This window comes from Tritonibacter aquimaris, assembly GCF_009617595.1.
GTDB lineage: Bacteria > Pseudomonadota > Alphaproteobacteria > Rhodobacterales > Rhodobacteraceae > Epibacterium > Epibacterium aquimaris.
Window position 1 is genome coordinate 454,603 of record NZ_WIXK01000001.1, and the last position, 22,816, is coordinate 477,418.

Consider the following 22,816-nt stretch of genomic DNA (forward strand, 5'->3'; position numbering starts at 1 on the left):
AGGCCCTCACGCCGCGCCAAGCGTTTTTTGCGCCTCAAATCCATCGCGCACGGCCTTTTCACACGCTGCGGTCAGCGCCTTGCGATCGGCAAAATCTGCGGCCAAAAGCGGCGGATGAAGCAGCACTTCAATTGTGCCTTGCTTCGGCTGTGACAGGATCTTCAGCATGTTTTCGCCAAAATCCATATCACCCCACCAGCCATAAAACCGATCCGGCTCGCCTTTGGGCGCATGATAGATCACCGACATCGGTTGAATATAAAGATGGTCGCGCAGTTCATCGCGCATAAAGGGCGCAAACAGGCTTGATTTGAACTTCAGCACCCGGCAGCCATCGGTTGAGGTGCCTTCGGGGAAAAACATCAATTTATGGCCGGAAATCAGGTGCTTTTCAAAAAGCACTGCCTGATCACGCGCCTGAGCCCGTTCGCGTTCAATAAAGATGGTGCCCGAGGCTTTGGCCAGCGCGCCAATGCCCGCCCATCCGGCCACTTCGGCCTTGGAGACAAAGAACACCCGCTTGGCAGCATTGACCACAAAAATATCGAGCCAGGAGGAGTGATTGGCCACCACCGCTCCGGGGTTGCGCATTGCCACGCCGCTGACTTTGTACTGGAAGCCCATGAGCCGCAGCACCACACGGCTTGCAAATTGGGGAACCCGAGAACTGAGGGGGCGTCTGGTGCCGCTAAAGATGCTCTCAACTGGTCGGATCGCAACCATCAAAAGGAAGGTGAACACCAATACCGGTATAACGGCACCGCCGCGCAACCCGATCAATACCCAACCTTTAAGGGACACGTGCACCGGGTCCGGTGCACTCTCGCTTTGCCAGCTCATCGACATGGGTTATCTTTCACTTGTGTAAATTTTGCGCTGGCGCTCATTCATGCGGGCGGTGTCAAGGATCAGGCACACATCGGTGGTATTAAAGGCGTGGTCAACATAGGCACCATCACCAATAAAGCCTCCAAGTCGCAGATAGGCCTTGATCAAGGCAGGAATTTTCAGCATTGCCGCGCGTCTGTCCAGCTGATCTGGGGCAATCAAATCCATGTTTTGATAGGATTTTGCCCGCACGCGCAGATCTTCGGGGGCAAGGTGGTTGTGGTACAGCATCGACAGTGGCGCTGCCAGCGCCTCAAGGTCGGTGCCGTGAAAGCTCGCGGTGCCAAACAGCACTTCAATTTCGCGCGACAGCACATATTGCGACAGACCATTCCACAGGTGATACATCGCCATGCCACCACGGTAGTCTTTGTGCAGGCATGACCGCCCCAGCTCAAGCACCTTGCGGTCTGCGGTCTGCAGAACGCTCAGATCATATTCATCATCGGAGTAAAACTGTCCGATCTCAGCCGCTTTTTCCCCGGTCAGCAGACGGTAAACGCCGATTACAGCACCGGTCTGGCAGTCCTTGGCGATCATATGGTCAAAATAGGGATCAAACCGGTCGCGCTCGAGCCCCGCGTCATGATCGACCATGTCGCCATCACCGCCAAGCTCACGTACAAACACCTCATAGCGCAGCGCTTGCGCCGCCCGCAGTTCGTCTTCGGTCTCGGCGAGTTTTACTTCAAAGTCTTGTTTTGGCGCAGCCATAGGTCTTCCGGATTGTTCACTCTTGCGCGCAGATAGCGCATAAGGCACAGATTGAGCAAGTTTAAGTCAAATCGAACGGGTGTAGTTAACGGTTCGTAAACCGTTTTCACAGATCAAAAACAGGGATCAAACCAATACGGGCGCCATCAAACACCAGTTTTCCCTGATCCGGGAAATTTACGGTGATTTTGCCCGCTGCATTGGATTGAACCTGCCCGATCCCCCATTCTGGGTGGTCTGGATGTTTGACAAACATGCCCGGGGCAAGAATTGCATTGAGGTCATTCATAAAAGTGGCCCAAGTCGGAGGAAGAATATGGCTGTTGATAACGTTAATCTGGCCACTTTGATAGGGTCTCGTATCTGTCATGACCTGATCAGCCCGGTTGGGGCGATCAACAACGGGCTAGAGTTGTTGGGCATGGCGGGTGCGGTAGATGGGCCCGAGCTTGAGCTGATCTCTGACAGTGTGGGCAATGCTAATGCGCGGATCCGGTTTTTCCGCATCGCCTTTGGGGCTGCTGGTGAGCAGAGCCTTGGCAAGGCCGAAGTGGTTTCTGTGCTTGATGATCTGAGCAAAGGCGGGCGATTGAAATACCACTGGCAGGTTGAAGACGCGGTGAGCCGCGTTGAGGTGCGTTTGGTGTTTCTGGCCGCGCTCTGCCTGGAAAGCGCCCTGCCCTATGGCGGCGAAGTGACCATGCAGAAATCTGGTGACAGCTGGCGTGTGTCCGGCACCGGGCGTAAGATCAATGTGGATGCGGATCTGTGGACCTGGCTGTCTGCGGATGAGGCTGTGGCAAAAATCACGCCAGCCTTTGTGCAGTTTGCGCTTTTGCCAGAGCTTGCCAAAGAAACTGGTCGAAGCGTTGCGTTTTCTCAAAGCGAAACAGATGTTTCCATCACGCTTTGAGCGGACCTAAGGCTCAGATTAAACGGAAAAAAGCGCCGGTTTCCCGGCGCTTTTGTTTTAAGTACAGTATTTTTAGGATCGTGTGGTGCCGTTGCCGCGTACCAGATATTTGAAACTGGTGAGCTGCGCCGCACCAACCGGGCCACGCGCATGCATCTTACCGGTGGCAATGCCAATCTCTGCACCCATGCCAAATTCACCACCATCGGCAAATTGGGTTGAGGCATTGTGCATCAGGATGGCGCTGTCGAGCTCGCTGAAAAACTGCTGAACCGCGGCATCATCTTCGGTGATGATACAGTCGGTATGCTGGGAATGGTGATCACGGATAAAGGCAATCGCCTCATCGATGCTATCAACCGCCCGCGCGGCAATGATTGCATCGAGATATTCTTTACCCCAATCCTCATCCGTTGCGGCGGTCATGCCCTCGGGCCCTGTCAGATCCTCGGCTGCGTGGATTTCAACACCTGCGGCCGCCAGTGCCGTTAGGATCTCAGCGCCCAGCCCCGCCACAACATCGCGGTGGATCAACAGGCATTCCGCTGCGCCACAGATGCCGGTGCGGCGGGTTTTGGCGTTCAGTACCACATCCAGCGCCTTTTGCGGATCGGCTGCTTTGTCGACATAGATGTGCACAATGCCTTCTAGGTGGGCAAAAACCGGCACGCGGGCCTCGCGCTGCACCAGCCCCACAAGGCCCTTACCACCGCGTGGCACAATCACATCAACATAATCTGTCATGGTCAGCAGCTGCTGCACCGCTGCGCGGTCGCGCGTGGGCACCAGCTGCACCGCATCTTCGGGCAGATCCGCAGCTTTGAGCCCTTCGGCAAGGCATGCATGAATGGCCTGCGAGGAATGAAAACTTTCCGAGCCGCCACGCAGGATCACCGCATTGCCGGATTTCAGACACAGCGCGCCTGCATCGGCAGTCACATTGGGGCGGCTTTCATAGATCACCCCAATCACGCCAAGCGGTGTGCGCACGCGTTGAATGTTCAGGCCGGAAGGCTGATCCCACTCGGTCAGCACTTCGCCAACCGGGTCAGTTTGGCCGGCAATGGCGCGCAACCCATCGACGATGCCTTGAATGCGGCTCTCATTCAGCAACAGGCGATCCATCATTGCGTCGCTCAAACCTTTGGAGCGGCCAAATTCCAGGTCTTTGGCATTGGCGGCAATTATGTCAGCGCGTTTGGACCAGACGATATCAGCGGCTGCGTTCAGGGCCTGTGCTTTGCGTTCTGCAGGGGCTGTTGCCAGTTTTGCAGCAGCTGCCTTTGCACGTTTGCCCAGGTCTTGCATCAGGGCGGGAATATTTTCCAAATCTTTCATATCTCAGATGCCTTTATATGTGGCAGGCCGAAGGATGCCTCCGGCGGGAGTATTTTTGAAAAGATGAAGGCTAAAGCGCCATATCATCGCGGTGGATCAAAGCAGCGCGGGCAGGATAGCCCAGAATGTCTTCGATCTCAGCAGATTTGTGGCCCTGGATGGCTTTGGCCTCATGCGAGGTATAGCGCGCCAGCCCCTGGCCCAATTTGTGGCCTTCTGGGCTGCGGATGGTCAGCGGCTCACCGCGACCAAAGTCACCCTCCACATGACGGACGCCTGCGGGCAGCAGGCTTTTTCCAGAGCTGAGCGCGCGCGCGGCGCCTTCGTCCACGGTGATCTCACCGCGGGGTTTCATCGTGGCAATCCAGCGTTTGCGTGCAGTATGCGGATCGCCCTGGGCCGTAAACCAGGTTGAGTTGGCACCGTTTTCCAGCGCTTTCAGCGGGTTCAGAGCAGAGCCTTCGGTGATCGCCATAGCGCAGCCCTCGGCGGTGGCCATTTTGGCGGCCAGCAGTTTGGTGATCATACCACCCTTTGAAAGGCCAGAGATGCCATCCCCTGCCATCGCTTCGATTTCGGGCGTGATGCGATCAATGCGTTCAAACCGTTTGGCGCTGGGATCGAGGCCGGGATTTGCGCTGTAAAACCCATCCACATCCGAGAGCAGCACCAAGCAATCGGCACCGGTGGTGACGGCAATCTGCGCCGCCAGGCGATCGTTGTCGCCATAGCGGATTTCATCTGTTGCGATGGTGTCGTTTTCATTGACGATCGGCACGGTGCCCAGGGTCAAAAGCGTGCGCAGCGTGGAACGTGAATTCAGATAGCGTCGCCGGTTGGCACTGTCTTCCAGCGTCACCAGCACCTGCGCAGTGGTGATCTCATGCGGTGCAAGCGCCTCTTCATAAGCGCGCGCGAGCTGGATCTGGCCCACGGCAGCAGCTGCCTGTGAGTGTTCCAGCGCGAGATCTTGCGCCGCAGGCAGGCCCAGAACGCCACGCCCCAGCGCAATAGAGCCCGATGACACCAGGATCACATCCTTACCCTGGCCTTTGAGCCAGGCCACATCCGCGGCCAGAGTCGCCAGCCAGTCTGATTTCAAACGCCCATTGTCCCGGTCCACCAAAAGGGCCGAGCCGATTTTGACAACAATGCGTTTGGCGTCAGTTAAGGCTGCCAAGGCTCAGATTCCTCTGCGGGTTTTTGACGAATACGATCATCGTTGATTTCTTGGCGCACTGCACGCAGCACTTCATTCAACCCTTCACCGCTGACACCAGACATCAGCATAACCGGCCCACCAACTTCGGCTTCCAGGGCGGCGCGGGCCTCTTCGCGTTCTTCGTCGTCAAGCGCGTCGATTTTGTTGAGCGCGGTGATGCGCGGCTTTTCAGCCAGCTCGCCACCATAGGCTTCAAGCTCGTTGATAATGGTGCGGTAGTCTTGGGCCACGGTTTCAGAGGTGCCGTCGATCAGATGCAACAGCACTGCGCAGCGTTCCACATGCCCAAGGAACAGATCGCCAAGACCACGCCCTTCGTGCGCGCCTTCGATCAGGCCGGGGATATCGGCCATTACAAATTCCGCATTATCAATGCCAACAACACCCAGGTTTGGGTGTAAGGTGGTAAAGGGGTAATCTGCAATCTTGGGGCGCGCGTTTGATGTGGCCGCAAGGAAGGTGGATTTGCCGGCATTCGGCAGCCCCAACAGACCCGCGTCCGCAATCAGTTTCAGCCGGAGCCAAATGGTGCGATCAATGCCCTCCTGGCCGGGGTTTGCGCGCCGGGGTGCCTGATTGGTAGAAGATTTAAAGTGCAGGTTGCCAAAGCCACCGTTGCCGCCTTTTGCAAGCAGCACGCGTTCGCCCACTTCGGTCAGGTCGCAGAGCACGGTTTCTTCGTCCTCATCGAGGATCTCGGTTCCAACCGGCACCCGAAGGATGATGTCATCGCCGTCGCGCCCGGTGCGCTGGCGGCCCATGCCGGATTGACCGTTCTGCGCAAAGAAATGCTGCTGATAGCGGAAGTCGATCAGCGTATTCAGCCCCTCAACCGCTTCGGCATAGACCGAGCCACCCTTGCCGCCGTCACCGCCGTCGGGTCCGCCATATTCGATGTATTTTTCACGGCGAAAGCTGACGCAGCCGTTTCCGCCGCCGCCAGATCGAATATAAACCTTTGTCAGGTCGAGGAATTTCATTTCGACTCCTTGTTGTGGCCCGCCTTTGGGGCGCACAAACGTCACAATGGGCAGGTGGCTGAACCCCTGCCCTGTTGATGTGTTTTGCCTGCTTTAACGTAAACGCGCCCGAGGGCCAATCACAGTTTTCGGCTGTAGGTCCAGGTTGGTACATTGGCATCGCGCGCCACCGAGAAGGTTTCCGCGTCACCAAGGTATTCAAACCCGCATTGGGTCAGCACCCGTGCTGAGGCCGGATTGTCCTGAAACACGCTGGCAAAGATCGCGCTGTCACCAAAAGGATTGGCCTCAATCAATGCGCGCACCGATGCCGAGGCAATACCTGTGTTCCAAAATACCGGCGCAATCCAGAATCCGATTTCCGACTGGCTGCGATCCATGCGTTTGAGCGACACCACACCTTTGAGTTCAGGTCCGCCATCTGCGGTGCCATCGACGGCCCAGACATATTCATTGCCTTCATTGGCCATAGAGCGGGTTACAAAGGCTTCGGTTGCGCCGGGGGGCAGCGGATGTGGAATGGTGCTGGTCATGCCGGCCACGCGCAGATCGCTGGCGTAATGTTCGATCAGCCCCGCGTCAGATTTGCGAAGGGGGCGCAGGGTGAAATGCTCTGTGTTGATCGTTGGCTGCATGACTGCCTGGTCCAAACTCATATATTCGATCCTCCTTCGAACGCGCGTGCCGCGCTAGGCCTATTGACGCTGTATCGCCCGTGCCTGCTGTTGAGATAGGAAGCGGCGTACCGCTGCGCAATAGACCCCCAATGCATCCACCGCATCAAATAGGATGTGATGCATTTCTCTCCCTTTGGGGGAAAATCATTTCCAATTTGTAACCCAAGCATGTGCATAACGTCAAAAATGAAAGAGGACCGGCCTTGGGGCCGATCCTCCTGAACTTTTACAAACCTTTCAGGTTTCGGCTTACTCAGCGGCCTCCGCCACCGGGAGAACCGAAATAAAGGTGCGGCCTTTCAGGCCCTTCTGGAAGTTTACAGCGCCGTCAACAGTCGCAAAGATTGTGTGATCTTTGCCGATGCCAACGCCTTCGCCGGGCCAGAATTTGGTGCCGCGCTGACGCACGATGATGTTGCCTGCGATTGCAGCCTGACCACCATAGAGTTTTACGCCAAGACGACGACCGGCAGAGTCGCGACCGTTACGGGATGAGCCGCCAGCTTTCTTATGTGCCATAAGTGTCTCTCCTTAGCCTCAGGCCAGTTCTTTGGCCTGTTCCACCCATTCGGGCTTCACTTTGATGATGTCGATAGCAGCAATTGCGTCTTCGGACAAGGCTGCGATCTGAGCGAATGTGGACAGGCCAGCTTCTACCAGTTTCTTGGCAGCAGCAGGACCAACACCATTCAGTTGGGTCAGATCATCACCTTCTGCAGCAGCGGCTTTAGGAGCAGCTTTTGCAGCAGGAGCAGCGGAAGTTTCGCCTTTGCCGGTTGCAACTTTTACACCGGATTTGTCTGCGCCAGACGCCAGGATCTCAGTGATCTTGACCAGGGTCAGCTTTTGACGGTGACCTTTGGTGCGCTTGGAGCTGTGCTTACGACGACGTTTGACAAAGTTGATTACCTTGTCGCCTTTGATCTGGTCGATCACTTCCGCCTGAACGGCTGCGCCGTCAACCAGAGGTGCACCAACAACCGGTGCGTCACCGCCCAGCATCAGGATGTCGTTGAATTGAACAGTTTCGCCAGCGTCAGCAGCCAGTTTTTCGACACGCAGGATATCACCTGCCTGTACTTTATACTGCTTACCGCCGGTCTTGAGGACCGCGAACATTGCGTTTTCCTTTTGTTACCCGCGTCCTACGGCCCCCATAAGGGCGTTCAGGAAGGCTTACACCTCCGCCTCGAACAGCGCGTCCGATTTCGGACGTATGAATAGAAACATCCCGGCGCAGAACAGAATCCAAGCCGGGATGGCGCCTTTTGCCGACAGATGGGCCAAAAGTCAAATGTTTTATCGCTGGATCTGAGCCCTAGATATCCTGCCCTGCCCCGATACGGCCCAACCGATAGGCCATTTCCTCATAGCGTGAGGCGGTGATCTCATATTGGATCGCATTGAGCAGGCTATACACTTCCTGCATTTCCGGGGTCTCCAGCGCCGTGATGTAGTTTTCAAGCTCGGCATTGTCAAAGCCCTGATAGGTATAGGCAGACGCCGCAAGGCCGCTTGTTTGCATCGACAGGCGCATTTCATCAGATTGTTCAGCCAAAAGCGCCTTCAGCGCCTCAGTATCGAGCTGCAGCTCGATCAGCCCAGACGCATCTGCCGCGATCAGCAGGCGCAGCTGCACCTCCTGCACCGCATGCACCGCGCTGTCATCCGCATCCACCGCGCGCCCCATCCGTTTGAGGATTTCAATTCGCTCATCACCCTGTTTTAGCAGGTCGGAAATGATCCGCTCTCCTGCGATGCGTTTGATATCATCATCTTCGATCATATGAGAGGCGTTTTCCGCCTTTACCAGCCGCTGTCCAAGTGCGCTGTCATAAAAATCCTGCGCATGCTGCAGCGCCTTGTCGCTCAACGTTTCTTCGAGGTAGTCCACCGCCTGACCGCGCATGTCTTTGTGGTCAAACACATCTTTTGAAATACGCTCAAATTCGGTGCCAAACACGTCTGGTTCAAGCCCAATCATTGCAGGCACGCTTTCAGCTGAGAGCGCAATACTGTCGAGCGCCACATCAAAGCCCGTAACATTGAGGAAGGTTTCCACATGGTTGCGATCAGCTGCGCGCGCCAGTTGCGCAAAGGTCAGTGCACAAACCATCACGGCAAAAGCGGGCAGCAGGCGGAGGGGGGAATATCTCTGGGTCATGCAGTGAACAGTAAGACAAACTGAAAGGCGAACAAGGAAAATCACTGTGATGTTGAAAAAGTTGGAATTTTCTCTTGCACCCCTAGCCTGTGCACATTAAACGCCCCCTCACACTCCCCGCGGAGAGGTGCCGGAGTGGTCGAACGGGGCGGTCTCGAAAACCGTTGTCCCTTCACGGGGACCCAGGGTTCGAATCCCTGTCTCTCCGCCATTTATTCTCGCGATCGTGACATTCCAGTGTGACACTACAGAATGAGCGATGCGTAGCTGTGTCGGCGTCTCACATTCGGGTGTTCCATTCATTGATCAACAGATGGTCTGTTTCCAGATGAATCAAAATAGTTTTAGCGTTTTCTTCAAATAGAATTGCATATGCCTACTCACGCCTTCCCAAAGCTACCGTTCGCCCCATAAACGGAGGGAAGAATTGTGACATGGTGACCTTGGATTAAATGTTAGCTTGCCGAAATGAGCTTAAAACAACCAAATTCGATAGATCCCAGAACCCGATTGCGCAGTTGGGTTGGGTGGCTTGTGGCTGTGGCCTTAGGAGTTATTGCCTTGGCTGTTGTTCAGGTGAACTTACAATTCAAGGAGCTGGAGAACGAAAGCGGGGAGCTTCATCGGCTGGCGTCGTTGCGTGCTGGCCAACATGATGCCCATTTGACGGCACTGTCCGCCATTGCTGTTGCCGGTGCAGGTCAGCGCTCTGATCTGTTTCTTGATGTTGCTGCAACCATATCGAGATTTTATCCGAGAATAGACGAGGTACAATTGGTGCCGCTTGATCCTGCGGGCGAAACCGTCGGGTCCAAGCCGATATCCTCGGGCGTCGAGGCAATGATCCGTTCTGCAGCCAAACGATCTACCGGGTTGCCAGAGCTTTTGCCCCACCCCCTGGGACAAGAACACTACTTTCTGGTGAAGCGCAGCCCCAATTCTGACAATGCGATTTACGCCTTAGCCCTCGGAATTGATGCAGCGCAGCTGGTGGGTAGTGATGCAGATTTCTGGTCAAAGAACACCGTGCAAATAGGTCTTTCGCTGCCCGGCGGGGGCAATCTTCTCCTTCGGTCCCCTGCCCCCAATCCTCGTTTTGCGCGGCCCCTGGAAAGCGGCTCCCAACCCTTGTTGCTGGAAACATCAAGAAGCACCAAACTCGCACATTTGCTGCCACCTCTCCAAGTTGCCATCGTCCTTGCGCTGGTCAGCCTGATCTATTTTTCCGCCCTAGCGTTCGTTCATCAGCGCATACGGGTGCGGGCGGCCGAACGAGACGCGGAAATGCGGCGGATGGAAGCGCAGTTGACACATGCCTCGCGTGTGAATGCGATGGGAGAAATGGCCAGCGGAATGGCCCATGAGCTAACCCAGCCCCTGACCGCTATCCTGGCTCAGGCGCAAGCCGGGCGGCGGCTGTTGGCGCGCGGCAAAGCAGAAGCGGTTGATCCAGCGCTGTCCGACATCGCGTCGCAAGCTAAGCGCGCTTCGGCAATTCTGGAACAGTTGCGAAACTGGTCTCGCCCTCACCGGGGGCCGATTCAATCCATTGATTTGCGAAGAGTGTTGACCAATATTGAGGCCCTTCTTCGGCCCGAAGCAGACAAGCGTGGGGTGGATTTGGGATTCAATATGCCCAGCGACCCTACAATAGTTCGGGCAGATCAAGTCGAGATGGAACAGGTATTACACAACCTTATCCGAAATGCATTTGAGGCACTGGAGCCTCAAACAGGAGGCGAGATCCGCGTTCACTTGGGGATCTCTGAAGACAACATTTTCCTTGATGTGATCGACAATGGCCCAGGGGTAGATAACGATCTGAAATCACGCCTGTTCACGCCTTTTGTGACGACACGCGAGAACGGCACTGGCCTTGGGTTGGCGCTTTGCCAAAGGCTGGTCGAACGTGCAGGTGGTGAGATCACCCACCGGCCTGCCGATGTTGGTGCCAGTTTTCACATCAGTTTACCCATCAGCGCACAACGAGAGGAGGCAGCACTATGAACCATCCTGTCTATCTTGTTGATGATGACGAAGCCGTTCGCCGGGCGTTGCAGTTGCTTCTTTCGACGGTTGATATTGACGTCACCACCTTTGCAGATCCCCAATCATTTCTGGCGCGGCTTGATAGGCTGCACCCCGGCTGTCTGATCCTCGATATCCGAATGCCGCTAATTTCAGGCCTGAAGCTTCAAGAAAGACTTGCTGAAAAAGGAGTGGACTGGCCGACAGTGGTTATTTCCGGTCATGGTGACATCGAGGCCTGCCGCCGCGCGTTTCGCAATGGCGCTGTCGATTTCTTGTCGAAACCGGTAGACGAACAGGATTTGATCGAAGCGATTCAGAAAGGCAATGATACTCTGGAGGCGCGGTTGCAGACGGATCAGGAGCTGGCTGAGTTGCGCACGCTTTTGTCCTCTCTGACCCCACGCGAGAGTGAAGTGCTTCAACAGATTGCTCAGGGGTTCACAACCAAGCAGATTGCCGAAGGGCTTGGCCTGTCACCCCGCACCGTGGAGAGCCACCGGGCCGCAATTGGGGCCAAGCTGGGAACCACCTCACAAGCAGAAATGACGCGTGCCTGGATCGAGGGCGGAGTATCTCCGTAGGACTACGGAGATGACCGGGAAGTCTACGAATTTCCCGGACGACTCATTGTTCATAAAACCTCTTCATTGCATATGAGGAGACATAACATGATCCGCAAACTGGCCCTTGCCGCCTTTCTGGCTCCGGTATCTGTAGCCGCCCAAGACCTGCCCACCGCCCCCTACTTGCCGTTGGAACTTGCCGCCAAAGCTGCCCAAACAGCTCTCGAAGCCTGTGCCGCTGATGGATACAATGTCAGCGTTGCCATCGTCGCTCGTGATGGTGCCACAAAGGTGCATCTCAAGGCCGACGGTTCTGGTCCGCACACTGTGGGCAGCGCCCAGGGCAAGGCCTTTACCTCGGCCTCGATGGGGCGTGATACCGCTGGTCTGGCGAATTTCATTGGAGAGAACCCACAACATGACGGTCTGCGTTACATGGATGGCCGCATGGTTATTCAGGGTGGTGGATTGCCGATCAAGATCGGAGGCGCACTGGTGGGCGGCATTGGTGTTGGCGGCGCACCTGGCGGTCATCTTGATGAAGCCTGCGCGCGTGTTGGACTGGATGCTATCAGCGCTCAATGATCGGATCGCAGCCCGCCCCTACAAGGCGGGCTGCATTTTAGATGACGGAGGTTGATATGAAAAAGCTTCTTCTGGTGGCGCTTATGAGCGCCTTCGCCAACTTTGCTCAGGCACAGACAGCCCCGTCGAAAGGTGAAGTCGCCAGCTATCAGGGGCTGCATCGCGCCGCTCATACCGGGGATCTCGAAGGCATTGCACGTCTTGTCTCTGCTGGCGTCGAGCTCAACAGCCGAGACGCGCGCGGGCGCACCCCTGCTCATGTCGCTGCATATGCTTCACAGGATGGGGCACTGCGCGTTCTCGCACAGGCCGGGGCCGATATGAATGCACTGGAAAATCAGGCCTATGATGTGGTGACCATTGCCGCAGTCGCGAATGACCCAGATCTGATGTCGCTCGCTATCAAGTTGGGCAATGATCCCAGTTTGATCACCAGCCCCTATGACGGAACCGCGCTGATCGCCGCTGCCCATCTGGGGCACGTCGAGGTGGTTCGCCGACTGATTGAAGCAGGCGCACCACTTGATCACGTCAACAATCTGGACTGGACTGCCCTGATCGAGGCTGTGGTTCTGGGTGACGGAGGACCGGATCATCAGGAGGTCGTCCGACTACTTGTGCAGGCCGGCGCTGATCAGACCATAGGCGACCGTGACGGCATCACACCGCTGGAACATGCCAGAGCGCGGGGTTTTGAGCAGATCACCTCGACGTTGTTGCGCTTCGACTGATATTGTGGCTCCTCATCACCTGTTCATTTAGCCAAGGCGAGGCCGGGCAAAAAAGGGTCTTGCGGCAACATTGAACGCTCATTGGCACTCAAAGTAGGCCGAGAGTCGGGTCCAATATCACACCATGATCGGATATTATCTGCGCCGAAGATCTGGAGTTCGTTTCTTGTCTTGCGCCGTGCTTCTTTTGTTTTTGACACCAAAGCAGCACAGCCCACATGCACGCATGACACTTTTCTATGACACCCCTGACCGCCTTCTGTGCCGATTTTGCGTTGTTCACCGTTAGAATGTCCGAATTTTTTTCGGTGCATCCCTTTGGAAATAGACTCAAAAACGGTCACGGAAATCGTTGTCCCTTCACGCCGAGCCCCAGGATTCGAAACTCTGTCTCTTCGCCATTACTCCCCTTCGCTTTTAGCAAGATGTGCCTTGTATCAAGGCCTGCTGCTTTTGGGGCCTTGGGTAGAAAGACTGTTGTTAGCTGATGGTTGGGAACACCGATGTCTTTTTGACGGTCCCATAAACAAAGCTTGTATCAATTGAAGCAATGCCGCCGATCCGGTGGATGCGGTTGCGGATAAATTCTTCGTATGCGTCAAGATCAGAGACTACGACCCGCAGTTGATAATCCGACGCGCCCGTCAGCACGTGGCATTCGAGCACCTCATCGATCGACATGATCTGGTTTTCAAAGCGTTTCACATCTTCTTCGTTGTGGCGTTCCAGCCGAATACGAACAAAGACCGTGATCGGAAGCCCATAGGCTTTGGCGTCAACTTCGGCGCTGTAGCCCTGGATGGCACCGCTCTCTTCAAGCAGGCGCAGACGGCGCAGGCAGGGGGATGGTGACAGGTTGACCTGCTCGGCAAGGTCCTGATTTGTCATGCGCCCATTGGCCTGAAGGGTGCGAATGATTTGGCGGTCTTTACTATCCATTTGGCCCTCATTGGCAGATGTTGCCAATATAGTGGTCAATCCAAGCATAATTCGCAACTAAATGCCTTTGTTTCGAGCTCAAACTGTTCTTAACGCTGAACAGAGAGGTTGCCATGAACTCGAAATCCGGTTTTGCCACACGTGCTATTCACCATGCTTATGATCCGTTGCAAAACGAGGGCGCGTTGAACCCGCCGTTGCATCTGACCTCGACCTTTGTGTTTGAAAACGCCGAGGCAGGCGGCGAGATGTTTGCCGGAGAACGCGAAGGCCATATCTACAGCCGTATTTCCAACCCCACCTGCGATCTGTTGGAGCAGCGCATTGCAACGCTCGAAGGGGCCGAGGCCGCGCTTGCGCTGTCGTCTGGTATGGGGGCGATTACTGCCGCGCTCTGGACCCTCCTCAGCCCTGGTGATGAGCTGATCGTGGATGAAACGCTCTATGGCTGCACCTTTGCCTATATGCGCCACGGGCTTGATAAATGGGGCGTGACCATCACCCATGTGGATATGACAGACCCGGAAAACCTGCGCGCAGCCATCAGTGATAAAACCCGGGTGGTCTATTTCGAAACCCCTGCAAACCCCAATATGCGTCTGGTTGATATTGCCGCGGTTTCACAGATAGCCCATGCGGTTGGGGCAACAGTGATCGTCGATAATACCTATGCCACCCCCTATCTGACCCGCCCGATTGAACTGGGTGCGGATCTGGTGGTGCATTCGGCCACCAAATACCTTGGAGGTCACGGCGATGTGGTGGCTGGTCTTGCAGCGGGCAGTGCCGACATGATCCGCGATATTCGTTTGATTGGCATGAAGGATATGACCGGTGCGGTGATGGCGCCGTTCAATGCCATGATGATCCTGCGCGGGCTGAAAACCCTTGCGCTGCGGCTCGATCGTCATTGTGCGTCGGCTCAAACCGTCGCGGAATGGCTTGAGGCGCATCCGGCCGTCGAAACCGTACATTTCCCTGGGCTTCCCTCGTTCCCACAGCATGAACTGGCGCGCCGTCAGATGGAGCAGCCCGGCGCAATGATTGCCTTTGAGCTCAAAGGCGGCATGGCAGCTGGTATCGCGCTGATGAACCGTTTGAATATGATCCAGCGCGCGGTGTCTTTGGGCGATGCGGAGAGCCTCATTCAGCACCCGGCTTCAATGACCCATTCACCCTATACGCCGGAAGAACGCACCGCACATGGTATTTGTGATGGGTTGGTGCGCCTGTCTGTTGGGCTCGAAGAAGTCGAAGACATTCTGGCCGATCTTGATCAGGCCCTGCCCGCTGCGGACCGTTCGGCTGTAGGTCAGGCTGCAGAATAACTCAGGCTGCAGAATAAATCAGGCCACACAGATCAGGGAGCCCAAGGTCATGACAGCCGATATTCAACATCTAAAAACCATTGAACAGCGGCTGTTGTGGCTGTCTCATTGGATGATCCACCACGCCAATCACATCCGCCCCAAGGTGGATGGGATCAAAACCGGCGGCCATCAGGCCTCATCGGCATCGATGGTATCGATCATGACCGCGCTCTATTTTTCTGCGCTGAAGCCCGAAGATCGGGTTGCGGTTAAACCCCATGCATCGCCGGTTTTTCATGCGATGCAATATCTGATGGGCAATCAAAGCCGCGAAAAAATGGAGAACTTTCGCGGCTTTGGCGGGGTGCAAAGCTACCCCAGCCGCACCAAGGACGTAGATGATGTGGATTTCTCAACCGGATCGGTTGGTCTGGGTGTGGCGATCACCTCATTTGCTGCGCTCATTCAGGATTATATCCGCGCCAAAAGCTGGGGGGCTGATGCTCCAATGGGCCGGATGGTGGCGCTGGTTGGCGATGCCGAACTTGACGAGGGCAATGTCTATGAGGCGCTGCAGGAGGGGTGGAAAAACGATCTGCGCAACACATGGTGGATCATTGATTACAACCGTCAGTCGCTGGATGGGATTGTGCGCGAGGGTCTGTTTGAACGCGTCGAAAAGATCTTTGATGCCTTTGGCTGGGATGTGGTGCGGATCAAACATGGGGTGTTGCAGCGCAAAGCTTTTGACGAGCCAGGTGGTGACAGGCTGCGCGATTGGATCGACAGCTGCCCCAATCAGGATTATTCGGCCCTGACATTCATGGGCGGCGCGATCTGGCGCAAACGCCTGATGGAGGATCTAGGCGATCAGGGTAATGTCAGCGCGCTGATTGATCGGCGCAGTGATGAAGAACTTGCGGCACTGATGGAAAACCTTGGTGGAAACTGCGTCGAAACCATGGCTGAGACTTTTGACGCCATTGATCACGACCGCCCCACCTGTTTCCTGGCCTACACCATCAAGGGCTGGGGCACGCCGATTGCCGGGCACAAAGACAACCACGGTGGGTTGATGAACAACAGCCAGTTTGAGGACTGGCAGCGCCATATGGGGGTCGCCAAGGGCGAGGAGTGGGAGCCGCTGGCGACCGTGGCAGACACAGGGGCGCTGGGCGATTTCTTGTCAAAGGTTCCGTTTTTTGCCAAAGGTCCGCGGCGCTACGTCGATCAAAAACTCCCAGTGCCAACAATTGCAAGTGAGAGCTCGCGCGAAATCTCGACCCAGATGGCTTTTGGCAAAATCCTTGATGACCTCTCCAAAGGCGACAGTGATCTGGCGGCGCGTATTGTCACCACGTCTCCTGATGTTACCGGGACCACAAATCTTGGCCCCTGGGTCAATCGCCGCAAACTGTTTGCGCGTACCGCGCAGGCCGATGCCTTTATCGAAAACCGCATCCCTTCTACCGCCAAATGGGAGTTCACGCCGGAAGGCCAGCATATTGAACTTGGCATTGCCGAGATGAACCTGATGCTGCTTTTGGCGGCGGCGGGATTGTCGCATTCCTTGTTTGGCAAGCGGCTGATCCCAATTGGCACGGTCTATGATCCGTTTGTGGCACGCGGGCTCGATGCGTTGAACTACGCCTGTTATCAGGACGCGCGGTTTATACTGGTTGGCACGCCGTCTGGGGTAACGCTTGCCCCAGAAGGTGGCGCGCATCAGTCGGTTGGCTCTCCGTTGATTGGAATGAGCCAGGACGGGCTGGCCAGTTTTGAACCCGCCTTTGCCGATGAGCTTTCGGTGATCATGGGCTGGGCGTTTGATTATGTGCAGCGCGACGGCGAAGGTGATCCCTGTGAACGCACCTGGCTGCGCGACGAAACCGGTGGCTCGGTCTATCTGCGCCTGACCACCAACCCGATAGAACAGCCCGGCAAACGTAATGATGATGCCTTCCGTCAGGGGGCGATTGATGGTGCTTATTGGTTGCGCCAGCCCGGCCCCAATTGCGAGGTGGTGATTGCCTATCAGGGTGCAGTCGCCCCCGAAGCGATTAAAGCCGCGGGGATGATTGGCGAAACTCGGCGTGAAGTTGGGGTGCTGGCGGTCACGTCGGCAGACCGTCTGAATGCGGGCTGGACGGCAGCGCAACGGGCGCGTTCCCGCGGAAACCCGGCAGCAATCTCACATATCGAAACCCTGATGGCGGAACTGCCGCCCCATTGTAAAATCATCACAGTTATAGATGGGCATCCGGCAACACTGTCGTGGCTTGGCAGTGTACAGGGCCATCAGACCATCCCGCTAGGTGTTGAGCATTTTGGCCAGACCGGAACCATCGCCGATCTGTATCGCCACCACGGCATTGATGCTGCGGCAATTGTCGAAAAGGTGAACGGGCTAACAGATGGGCGGGCTATGCGGCGGCGTCTTTCAGCGCATCAAATGTAGCCTTTAGGGGCGATCTTGCAGCTGATCTGCGCCCTAGTTGCGTGGGTCAGACTGCTGCGTGATCCTTTGGCATTTAATCCGTCGTCACGTCACCTGAGCTGGATCGCCGCATGTGCCGGTGGACAGAGATCTGGTGATATGTGAGGGTGCCCTAGATGGTGTTCGGCTTTATCGGCCGACTGAAAAGGGAATGTGGTGCGGGTTTCTGCCCTATGCCACAACTGCCCCCGCAACTGTAAGCGGTGAGTGACCCCGAAAAACCACTGGTGTGCTAGCAAGACACGCCGGGAAGGACGGGAAAGCGATGATCCGCAAGTCAGGAGACCTGCCATCTCCGGCGCATCTGTGCCGCAGTCACCTTAACTTGGGCGGGGCGCCCTTGGCAGGAGCGACAAGAGATGGACGGCACAGACCGAAACAACAGATCAATCCCCCACAAACACATGCGCGGGGCGATCACCTTGGAACTGACGATTTCACAACTTGATACTGGCTACATGCCGCCTGAACGCGCGCAAGAGGTTGGGCAGCTCGGCTATATGCAATGGCTGGGTGTGCAGCCCGGCGCGGCAAACTATCTGACCCTAGCACAACAAGCGCTGGATAAGGCGCGGCCCTTTGCGGAAAATTCACCGGCTGTTGCGGTATTTTGTGATCTGCTGAAAGCCTCGCTGAAAAGGCCGCTCAAACCGCTGGTTCTGGCCTTGCCGGTTAAGCAGCGGCGCGGTGGTGCCCGCGCCCGTCGCGCGGCCCTGTGATCTGATATTTTCCAAGCGCACGCAGTGTCTGCCTGACCGATGCTGCGGTTTAAGCGCTGCACCGGCTGGCAGACGAGCGATCGTATTGTTGCCGCTGGTTTGGTTGCGTTCAGCCAAATCGCGGATCATTGGGGTGTTTTATATTACCCACATTCATAATCTTTTCTCATAACTATCATTTCACCTCATAATTCGGGAGCGTTATACAGTCGGCCTAAACAGCCGATTGGATCATACGCTTATGCTTGACTTCTCCCTGCCCGATTCACCCGCCACAGTGGCGCTCCGCGAAATAGCGGCGCAGCGCATCCTGATATTGGATGGGGCTATGGGGACAATGATCCAGACGCTGAATATGACCGAAGAGGATTTCTCGGCCAAAGGTCATATCCACGGCCCCGGCTGTCGTCATCATTATCATCCTGAGCATCCGCAGCAGGGCAACAATGACCTGCTGGTGCTGACCCAGCCCAAAGCCGTTGAAGACATCCAGTTCGATTTTGCGATGGCGGGTGCGGATATCCTTGAAACCAATACGTTTTCTTCCACCACCATCGCGCAGGCTGACTATGGGCTTGAGGCTGCGGTGCATGATCTCAATGTGGCTGGTGCCCAGGTTGCACGCCGCGCCGCAGATCGCGCCCAGGCAGCAGATGGCAAGCCACGCTTTGTTGCGGGCGCTGTTGGGCCCACCAACCGCACCGCATCAATCAGCCCGGATGTGAACGATCCCGGATACCGCGCCGTGACCTTTGATGATCTGCGCAAAGCCTATGGTGAACAGATCGACGGGTTGATCGAAGGCGGCTCTGACCTGATTCTGATTGAGACGATCTTTGACACGCTGAATGCAAAAGCTGCGATTTTTGCAGCCTTTGAAAGCTTTGCCAAAGTGGGCCGCCGCCTGCCCCTGATGATTTCGGGCACCATTACCGACGCGTCAGGACGCACGCTGTCGGGGCAGACTCCCACCGCATTCTGGCATTCGGTGGCGCATGCGCGACCGTTTACTGTTGGGCTTAACTGTGCGCTGGGCGCGGAATCCATGCGTCCGCATATGGCTGAAATCTCTGGTGTCGCCAAAGCGCTGACCTGCGCCTATCCCAATGCGGGCCTGCCCAATGAGTTTGGCCAATATGATGAAACGCCCGATCAAACAGCGGCTCAGGTCGAAGAATTTGTACGCGATGGTATCTTGAACGTGGTTGGCGGCTGCTGCGGCACCACTCCCGATCACATCCGCGCAATTGCAGAAACAGCAGCGGGTTATAGCCCGCGAAAGGTGCCAGCATGACCCGCTATCTTCGTCTTTCCGGTCTGGAACCTTTTGTTCTGACGCCTGATATTCCCTTTGTGAATGTGGGGGAACGCACCAATGTCACAGGCTCGGCCCGTTTTCGCAAACTAATCGTCAACCGCGACTTCGCTACGGCGCTGGATGTGGCGCGGGATCAGGTTGAAAACGGCGCGCAGATCATCGACATCAATATGGATGAAGGCCTGATCGACAGTAAGCAGGCAATGGTTGAATACCTCAATCTGATTGCCTCAGAGCCTGATATCGCCCGCGTGCCGATCATGATCGACAGCTCCAAATGGGAGGTGATCGAGGCCGGTCTACAATGTGTGCAGGGCAAACCGGTGGTGAACTCAATCAGCCTGAAGGAAGGCGAAGACGCGTTTCGCCATCACGCCGGGCTGTGTCTGGCCTATGGTGCAGCTGTTGTCGTTATGGCCTTTGATGAGACCGGTCAGGCGGATACTTTTGAGCGCAAGACAGAGATCTGCGCCCGCGCCTATCGCATTCTGGTGGATGAGATGGGCTTCCCGCCGGAAGATATCATCTTTGACCCAAACGTCTTTGCCGTTGCCACCGGTATTGAAGAACACGACAACTACGGCGTGGATTTCATTGAGGCCACGCGCTGGATCCGTAAAAACTTGCCCCATGCGCATATCTCTGGTGGGGTGTCGAACCTTTCATTCAGTTTCCGTGGCAATGAACCCGTGCGCGAAGCGATGCACGCGGTGTTTCTGTATCATGCCATTCAGGCGGGTATGGATATGGGGATCGTCAATGCGGGGCAGCTGGCGGTCTATGATCAGATCGATCCCGACCTGCGCGAGGCCTGCGAAGATGTGGTGCTGAACCGCACACCAAAATCCGGCGGCACCGCAACGGAAAACCTGCTGGACGTTGCCGAACGCTTCCGTGGTGGCAAACGCGAAGAAAAAGTGCGCGATCTGGCCTGGCGCGAGTGGTCGGTTGAAAAACGTCTCGAACATGCGCTGGTCAATGGTATCACCGAGTTTATCGAAGAAGATACCGAAGCGGCCCGGCTTGCGGCAGAGCGCCCCCTGCATGTGATTGAGGGGCCGCTGATGGCCGGTATGAACGTTGTGGGTGATCTCTTTGGCGCGGGCAAAATGTTCCTGCCACAGGTGGTGAAATCTGCGCGGGTGATGAAACAGGCTGTCGCGGTTCTGTTGCCCTATATGGAAGAAGAAAAGCGCCAAAATGGTGGCGAAGGCCGCCAGTCCGCGGGCAAGGTCCTGATGGCCACTGTCAAAGGCGACGTACACGATATTGGCAAAAACATCGTGGGTGTAGTGCTGGCCTGTAACAACTATGAGATTGTTGATCTTGGCGTGATGGTGCCACCGCAAAAGATCCTTGAGGTCGCGCGTGAGGAAAAGGTCGACATTATTGGCCTTTCCGGTCTGATCACACCCTCGTTGGATGAGATGGTGCATCTGGCTTCGGAAATGGAGCGTGAAAACTTTGACATCCCGCTACTGATTGGCGGGGCAACGACATCCCGGGTACATACGGCGGTGAAGATCGCGCCGCGTTACAATCGCGGTCAGGCAGTATATGTGACCGACGCCAGCCGTGCAGTGGGTGTGGTGGGTGCACTTTTGAGCCCCACGCAAAAGCCCGACTATGTTGCAGGCATTCAGGCCGAATACGCCGATGTTGCCGAAAATCATGAACGCAGCGAACGGGCCAAGAACCGCCTGCCGCTTGCCAAGGCGCGCTCTAACGCGTTGCAGCTGGATTGGGGCGCCTATTCACCGGTTGCGCCCGCATTCACCGGCACCCGCGTGATTGAAGACTGGGATCTGGCGGAAATCGCCCGCTATATCGATTGGACGCCGTTTTTCCACACATGGGAGATGCGTGGCACCTATCCCAAGATCCTTGAGGATGAGAAAAAAGGCGAAGCCGCCCGCGCGCTGTTTGCGGATGCGCAGGAGATGCTTGAAAAGATCATCTCCGAGCGTTGGTTCAACCCACGCGCGGTTGTGGGGTTTTGGCCCGCCAATGCCACTGGTGATGATATCACGCTTTATACTGGCGAAGATCGTTCAACCGAGCTTGCGATGCTGCATACATTGCGCCAGCAGACCTCAAAACGCGGTGATCGCCGTAATGTAGCGCTGTCTGATTTTGTGGCCCCCGAAGGTAAAGGCGCGGATCATGTCGGTGGTTTTGTGGTCACCGCAGGCCCCGAAGAGATCGAAATCGCAGAGCGTATGGATAAGGCCAATGACAACTACGGCGCAATCCTGGTAAAAGCGCTGGCGGATCGCTTTGCCGAAGCCATGGCAGAGATGCTGCATGAACGCACCCGGCGTGAGTTCTGGGGATACGCAAAGGATGAAACCTTTGATCCCCAAGAACTGATCAGCGAGCCTTATGCGGGCATCCGTCCTGCCCCCGGTTATCCGGCGCAGCCCGATCACACTGAAAAGCGAACGCTGTTCGAACTGCTGGATGCCGAAGCTGCGGCTGGGGTGCAGTTGACCGAAAGCATGGCGATGTGGCCCGGCTCTTCTGTGTCTGGGCTCTATATTGCCCACCCAGAGAGCTATTACTTTGGCGTGGGCCGCGTAGAGGAAGATCAGGTTGCAGATTATGCCGCGCGCAAGGGTATGGATGTAGAAGAAGCCGAGCGCTGGCTGGCCCCTGTTTTGAACTACATTCCAAGTGCAAACAAAAAGAAACAAGCTGCGGCGTGAGCCCGGCTTTCTAAATCATATCCTCCGGAAACGCAGTCTTTTTCGCAGCACTGTTTCCGGGGGATATGGCATCTAAGATCGCTACAGCATTATGCGCGGTTCTTTTTAAGACCTAGCGTTTGTCGGCCTTATGGGCCACGCGCAGCAATTTACGAAACTTTGGACATTCAAGTTGGTGCTCAGCCGGGCAGTCGGCGACATGGCGCATCATCTTGGTCAACGCCTGCAGGCGCAGGATCTCTGCATCCAGCGCATCTGCACGGGCGTGGACCTTGTGGCGGGGGATGTCGAATTTGCCATTCAGGCCAAAGATCTCGGAAATCTCATCCAGCGAAAACCCGGCGGCCTTGCCCAATGAAATCACCGCAAGCCGTTCCAGCACCCCATGATCATACTGGCGGCGCAGCCCATTGCGGGCGCAGGATTCAATCAGCCCCAGTTTCTCATAGTAACGCAGCGCGGATGCTGTGATGCCTGCGCGTTCCGTGACCTCGCCGATATCAAGCATTTGCCCTATCCTTT

General features: G+C 56.1%; 22 protein-coding genes, 1 tRNA gene and 1 riboswitch. Of the genes, 11 read left to right on the plus strand and 12 right to left on the minus strand.

All coding sequences use genetic code 11. The annotated features are described in order from the left end of the window. Nucleotides 1-6: 6 nt before the first annotated feature. The 3 genes from GG681_RS02185 to GG681_RS02195 form a co-directional block, all read right to left on the minus strand. A complete protein-coding gene (locus GG681_RS02185; protein WP_153544605.1) occupies nt 7-846 on the minus strand; it encodes a lysophospholipid acyltransferase family protein in 840 nt (279 codons plus the stop codon). Between the two features lie 3 nt (nt 847-849). Further along, a complete protein-coding gene (locus GG681_RS02190; protein ID WP_153544607.1) occupies nt 850-1,602 on the minus strand; it encodes a GNAT family N-acetyltransferase in 753 nt (250 codons plus the stop codon). Nucleotides 1,603-1,708: 106 nt separating this feature from the next. Further along, nucleotides 1,709-1,891, minus strand: coding sequence for a DUF3553 domain-containing protein (locus tag GG681_RS02195; protein WP_153544609.1), 183 nt, complete (start codon nt 1,889-1,891; stop codon nt 1,709-1,711). Nucleotides 1,892-1,918: 27 nt separating this feature from the next. Here GG681_RS02195 and GG681_RS02200 point away from each other — a divergent pair, with 27 nt between their 5' ends. Further along, the gene (locus GG681_RS02200; protein WP_153544611.1) at nt 1,919-2,515 is read left to right on the plus strand and encodes a histidine phosphotransferase family protein; all 597 of its coding nucleotides are present in this window, start codon (nt 1,919-1,921) and stop codon (nt 2,513-2,515) included. A gap of 72 nt (nt 2,516-2,587) precedes the next feature. On the opposite strand, the gene GG681_RS02205 is transcribed toward GG681_RS02200, so the two are convergent. The 7 genes from GG681_RS02205 to GG681_RS02235 form a co-directional block, all read right to left on the minus strand. Continuing rightward, complete coding sequence (locus GG681_RS02205; protein WP_153544613.1) at nt 2,588-3,853, minus strand: glutamate-5-semialdehyde dehydrogenase; 1,266 nt, start codon at nt 3,851-3,853, stop codon at nt 2,588-2,590. A 70-nt stretch (nt 3,854-3,923) separates the two neighbouring features. Next, nucleotides 3,924-5,033, minus strand: coding sequence for a glutamate 5-kinase (proB, locus tag GG681_RS02210; protein WP_153544615.1), 1,110 nt, complete (start codon nt 5,031-5,033; stop codon nt 3,924-3,926). Then, entirely contained in the window at nt 5,021-6,055 is a 1,035-nt protein-coding gene (gene obgE / locus GG681_RS02215) for a GTPase ObgE (protein ID WP_153544617.1), read from the minus strand. The genes proB and obgE overlap by 13 nt, the downstream gene beginning before the upstream one ends. 119 nt (nt 6,056-6,174) lie before the next feature. After that, nucleotides 6,175-6,711 carry a GNAT family N-acetyltransferase gene (locus tag GG681_RS02220; protein WP_153544619.1) on the minus strand — a complete coding sequence of 179 codons (537 nt, stop codon included), beginning with the start codon at nt 6,709-6,711 and terminating at the stop codon, nt 6,175-6,177. Nucleotides 6,712-6,981: 270 nt separating this feature from the next. After that, on the minus strand, nt 6,982-7,251 hold the full coding sequence (rpmA, locus tag GG681_RS02225; RefSeq protein ID WP_153544621.1) for a 50S ribosomal protein L27: 270 nt from the start codon (nt 7,249-7,251) through the stop codon (nt 6,982-6,984). Nucleotides 7,252-7,269: 18 nt separating this feature from the next. Continuing rightward, on the minus strand, nt 7,270-7,851 hold the full coding sequence (locus GG681_RS02230; protein WP_153544623.1) for a 50S ribosomal protein L21: 582 nt from the start codon (nt 7,849-7,851) through the stop codon (nt 7,270-7,272). A gap of 199 nt (nt 7,852-8,050) precedes the next feature. After that, on the minus strand, nt 8,051-8,896 hold the full coding sequence (locus tag GG681_RS02235) for a DUF2059 domain-containing protein (protein WP_153544624.1): 846 nt from the start codon (nt 8,894-8,896) through the stop codon (nt 8,051-8,053). Between the two features lie 121 nt (nt 8,897-9,017). Here GG681_RS02235 and GG681_RS02240 point away from each other — a divergent pair. The 5 genes from GG681_RS02240 (at nt 9,018) to GG681_RS02260 (ending at nt 12,806) form a co-directional block, all read left to right on the plus strand. After that, nucleotides 9,018-9,107: transfer RNA gene (locus GG681_RS02240), tRNA-Ser, on the plus strand. A 350-nt stretch (nt 9,108-9,457) separates the two neighbouring features. Continuing rightward, entirely contained in the window at nt 9,458-10,903 is a 1,446-nt protein-coding gene (locus GG681_RS02245; RefSeq protein ID WP_235899697.1) for a sensor histidine kinase, read from the plus strand. Beyond that, nucleotides 10,900-11,508, plus strand: a complete 609-nt coding sequence (locus GG681_RS02250; RefSeq protein ID WP_153544628.1) for a response regulator transcription factor — start codon at nt 10,900-10,902, stop codon at nt 11,506-11,508. The genes GG681_RS02245 and GG681_RS02250 overlap by 4 nt, the downstream gene beginning before the upstream one ends. An 87-nt stretch (nt 11,509-11,595) precedes the next feature. Beyond that, the gene (locus GG681_RS02255; protein WP_153544630.1) at nt 11,596-12,075 is read left to right on the plus strand and encodes a GlcG/HbpS family heme-binding protein; all 480 of its coding nucleotides are present in this window, start codon (nt 11,596-11,598) and stop codon (nt 12,073-12,075) included. Nucleotides 12,076-12,131: 56 nt separating this feature from the next. Continuing rightward, nucleotides 12,132-12,806, plus strand: coding sequence for an ankyrin repeat domain-containing protein (locus GG681_RS02260; protein ID WP_153544632.1), 675 nt, complete (start codon nt 12,132-12,134; stop codon nt 12,804-12,806). Nucleotides 12,807-13,286: 480 nt separating this feature from the next. Here GG681_RS02260 and GG681_RS02265 read toward each other — a convergent pair whose 3' ends face one another. Continuing rightward, entirely contained in the window at nt 13,287-13,745 is a 459-nt protein-coding gene (locus GG681_RS02265; protein ID WP_153544634.1) for an Lrp/AsnC family transcriptional regulator, read from the minus strand. A gap of 113 nt (nt 13,746-13,858) precedes the next feature. Between GG681_RS02265 and GG681_RS02270 the strand changes: the two genes are divergently transcribed. From GG681_RS02270 to metH, 5 genes are all read left to right on the plus strand, one after another. Beyond that, the gene (locus tag GG681_RS02270) at nt 13,859-15,073 is read left to right on the plus strand and encodes a methionine gamma-lyase (RefSeq protein WP_153544636.1); all 1,215 of its coding nucleotides are present in this window, start codon (nt 13,859-13,861) and stop codon (nt 15,071-15,073) included. A gap of 49 nt (nt 15,074-15,122) precedes the next feature. Beyond that, complete coding sequence (locus GG681_RS02275; RefSeq protein ID WP_153544638.1) at nt 15,123-17,513, plus strand: 1-deoxy-D-xylulose-5-phosphate synthase N-terminal domain-containing protein; 2,391 nt, start codon at nt 15,123-15,125, stop codon at nt 17,511-17,513. A 139-nt stretch (nt 17,514-17,652) separates the two neighbouring features. After that, nucleotides 17,653-17,860: riboswitch (cobalamin riboswitch) on the plus strand. 51 nt (nt 17,861-17,911) lie between these two features. Next, complete coding sequence (locus GG681_RS02280; RefSeq protein WP_153544640.1) at nt 17,912-18,271, plus strand: hypothetical protein; 360 nt, start codon at nt 17,912-17,914, stop codon at nt 18,269-18,271. A 241-nt stretch (nt 18,272-18,512) separates the two neighbouring features. Beyond that, complete coding sequence (locus tag GG681_RS02285; RefSeq protein WP_153544642.1) at nt 18,513-19,565, plus strand: homocysteine S-methyltransferase family protein; 1,053 nt, start codon at nt 18,513-18,515, stop codon at nt 19,563-19,565. Further along, nucleotides 19,562-22,294, plus strand: a complete 2,733-nt coding sequence (gene metH / locus GG681_RS02290) for a methionine synthase (RefSeq protein WP_153544644.1) — start codon at nt 19,562-19,564, stop codon at nt 22,292-22,294. The genes GG681_RS02285 and metH overlap by 4 nt, the downstream gene beginning before the upstream one ends. Nucleotides 22,295-22,406: 112 nt before the next feature. On the opposite strand, the gene GG681_RS02295 is transcribed toward metH, so the two are convergent. After that, the gene (locus GG681_RS02295; RefSeq protein WP_153544646.1) at nt 22,407-22,802 is read right to left on the minus strand and encodes a helix-turn-helix domain-containing protein; all 396 of its coding nucleotides are present in this window, start codon (nt 22,800-22,802) and stop codon (nt 22,407-22,409) included. Between the last annotated feature and the right edge of the window lie 14 nt (nt 22,803-22,816).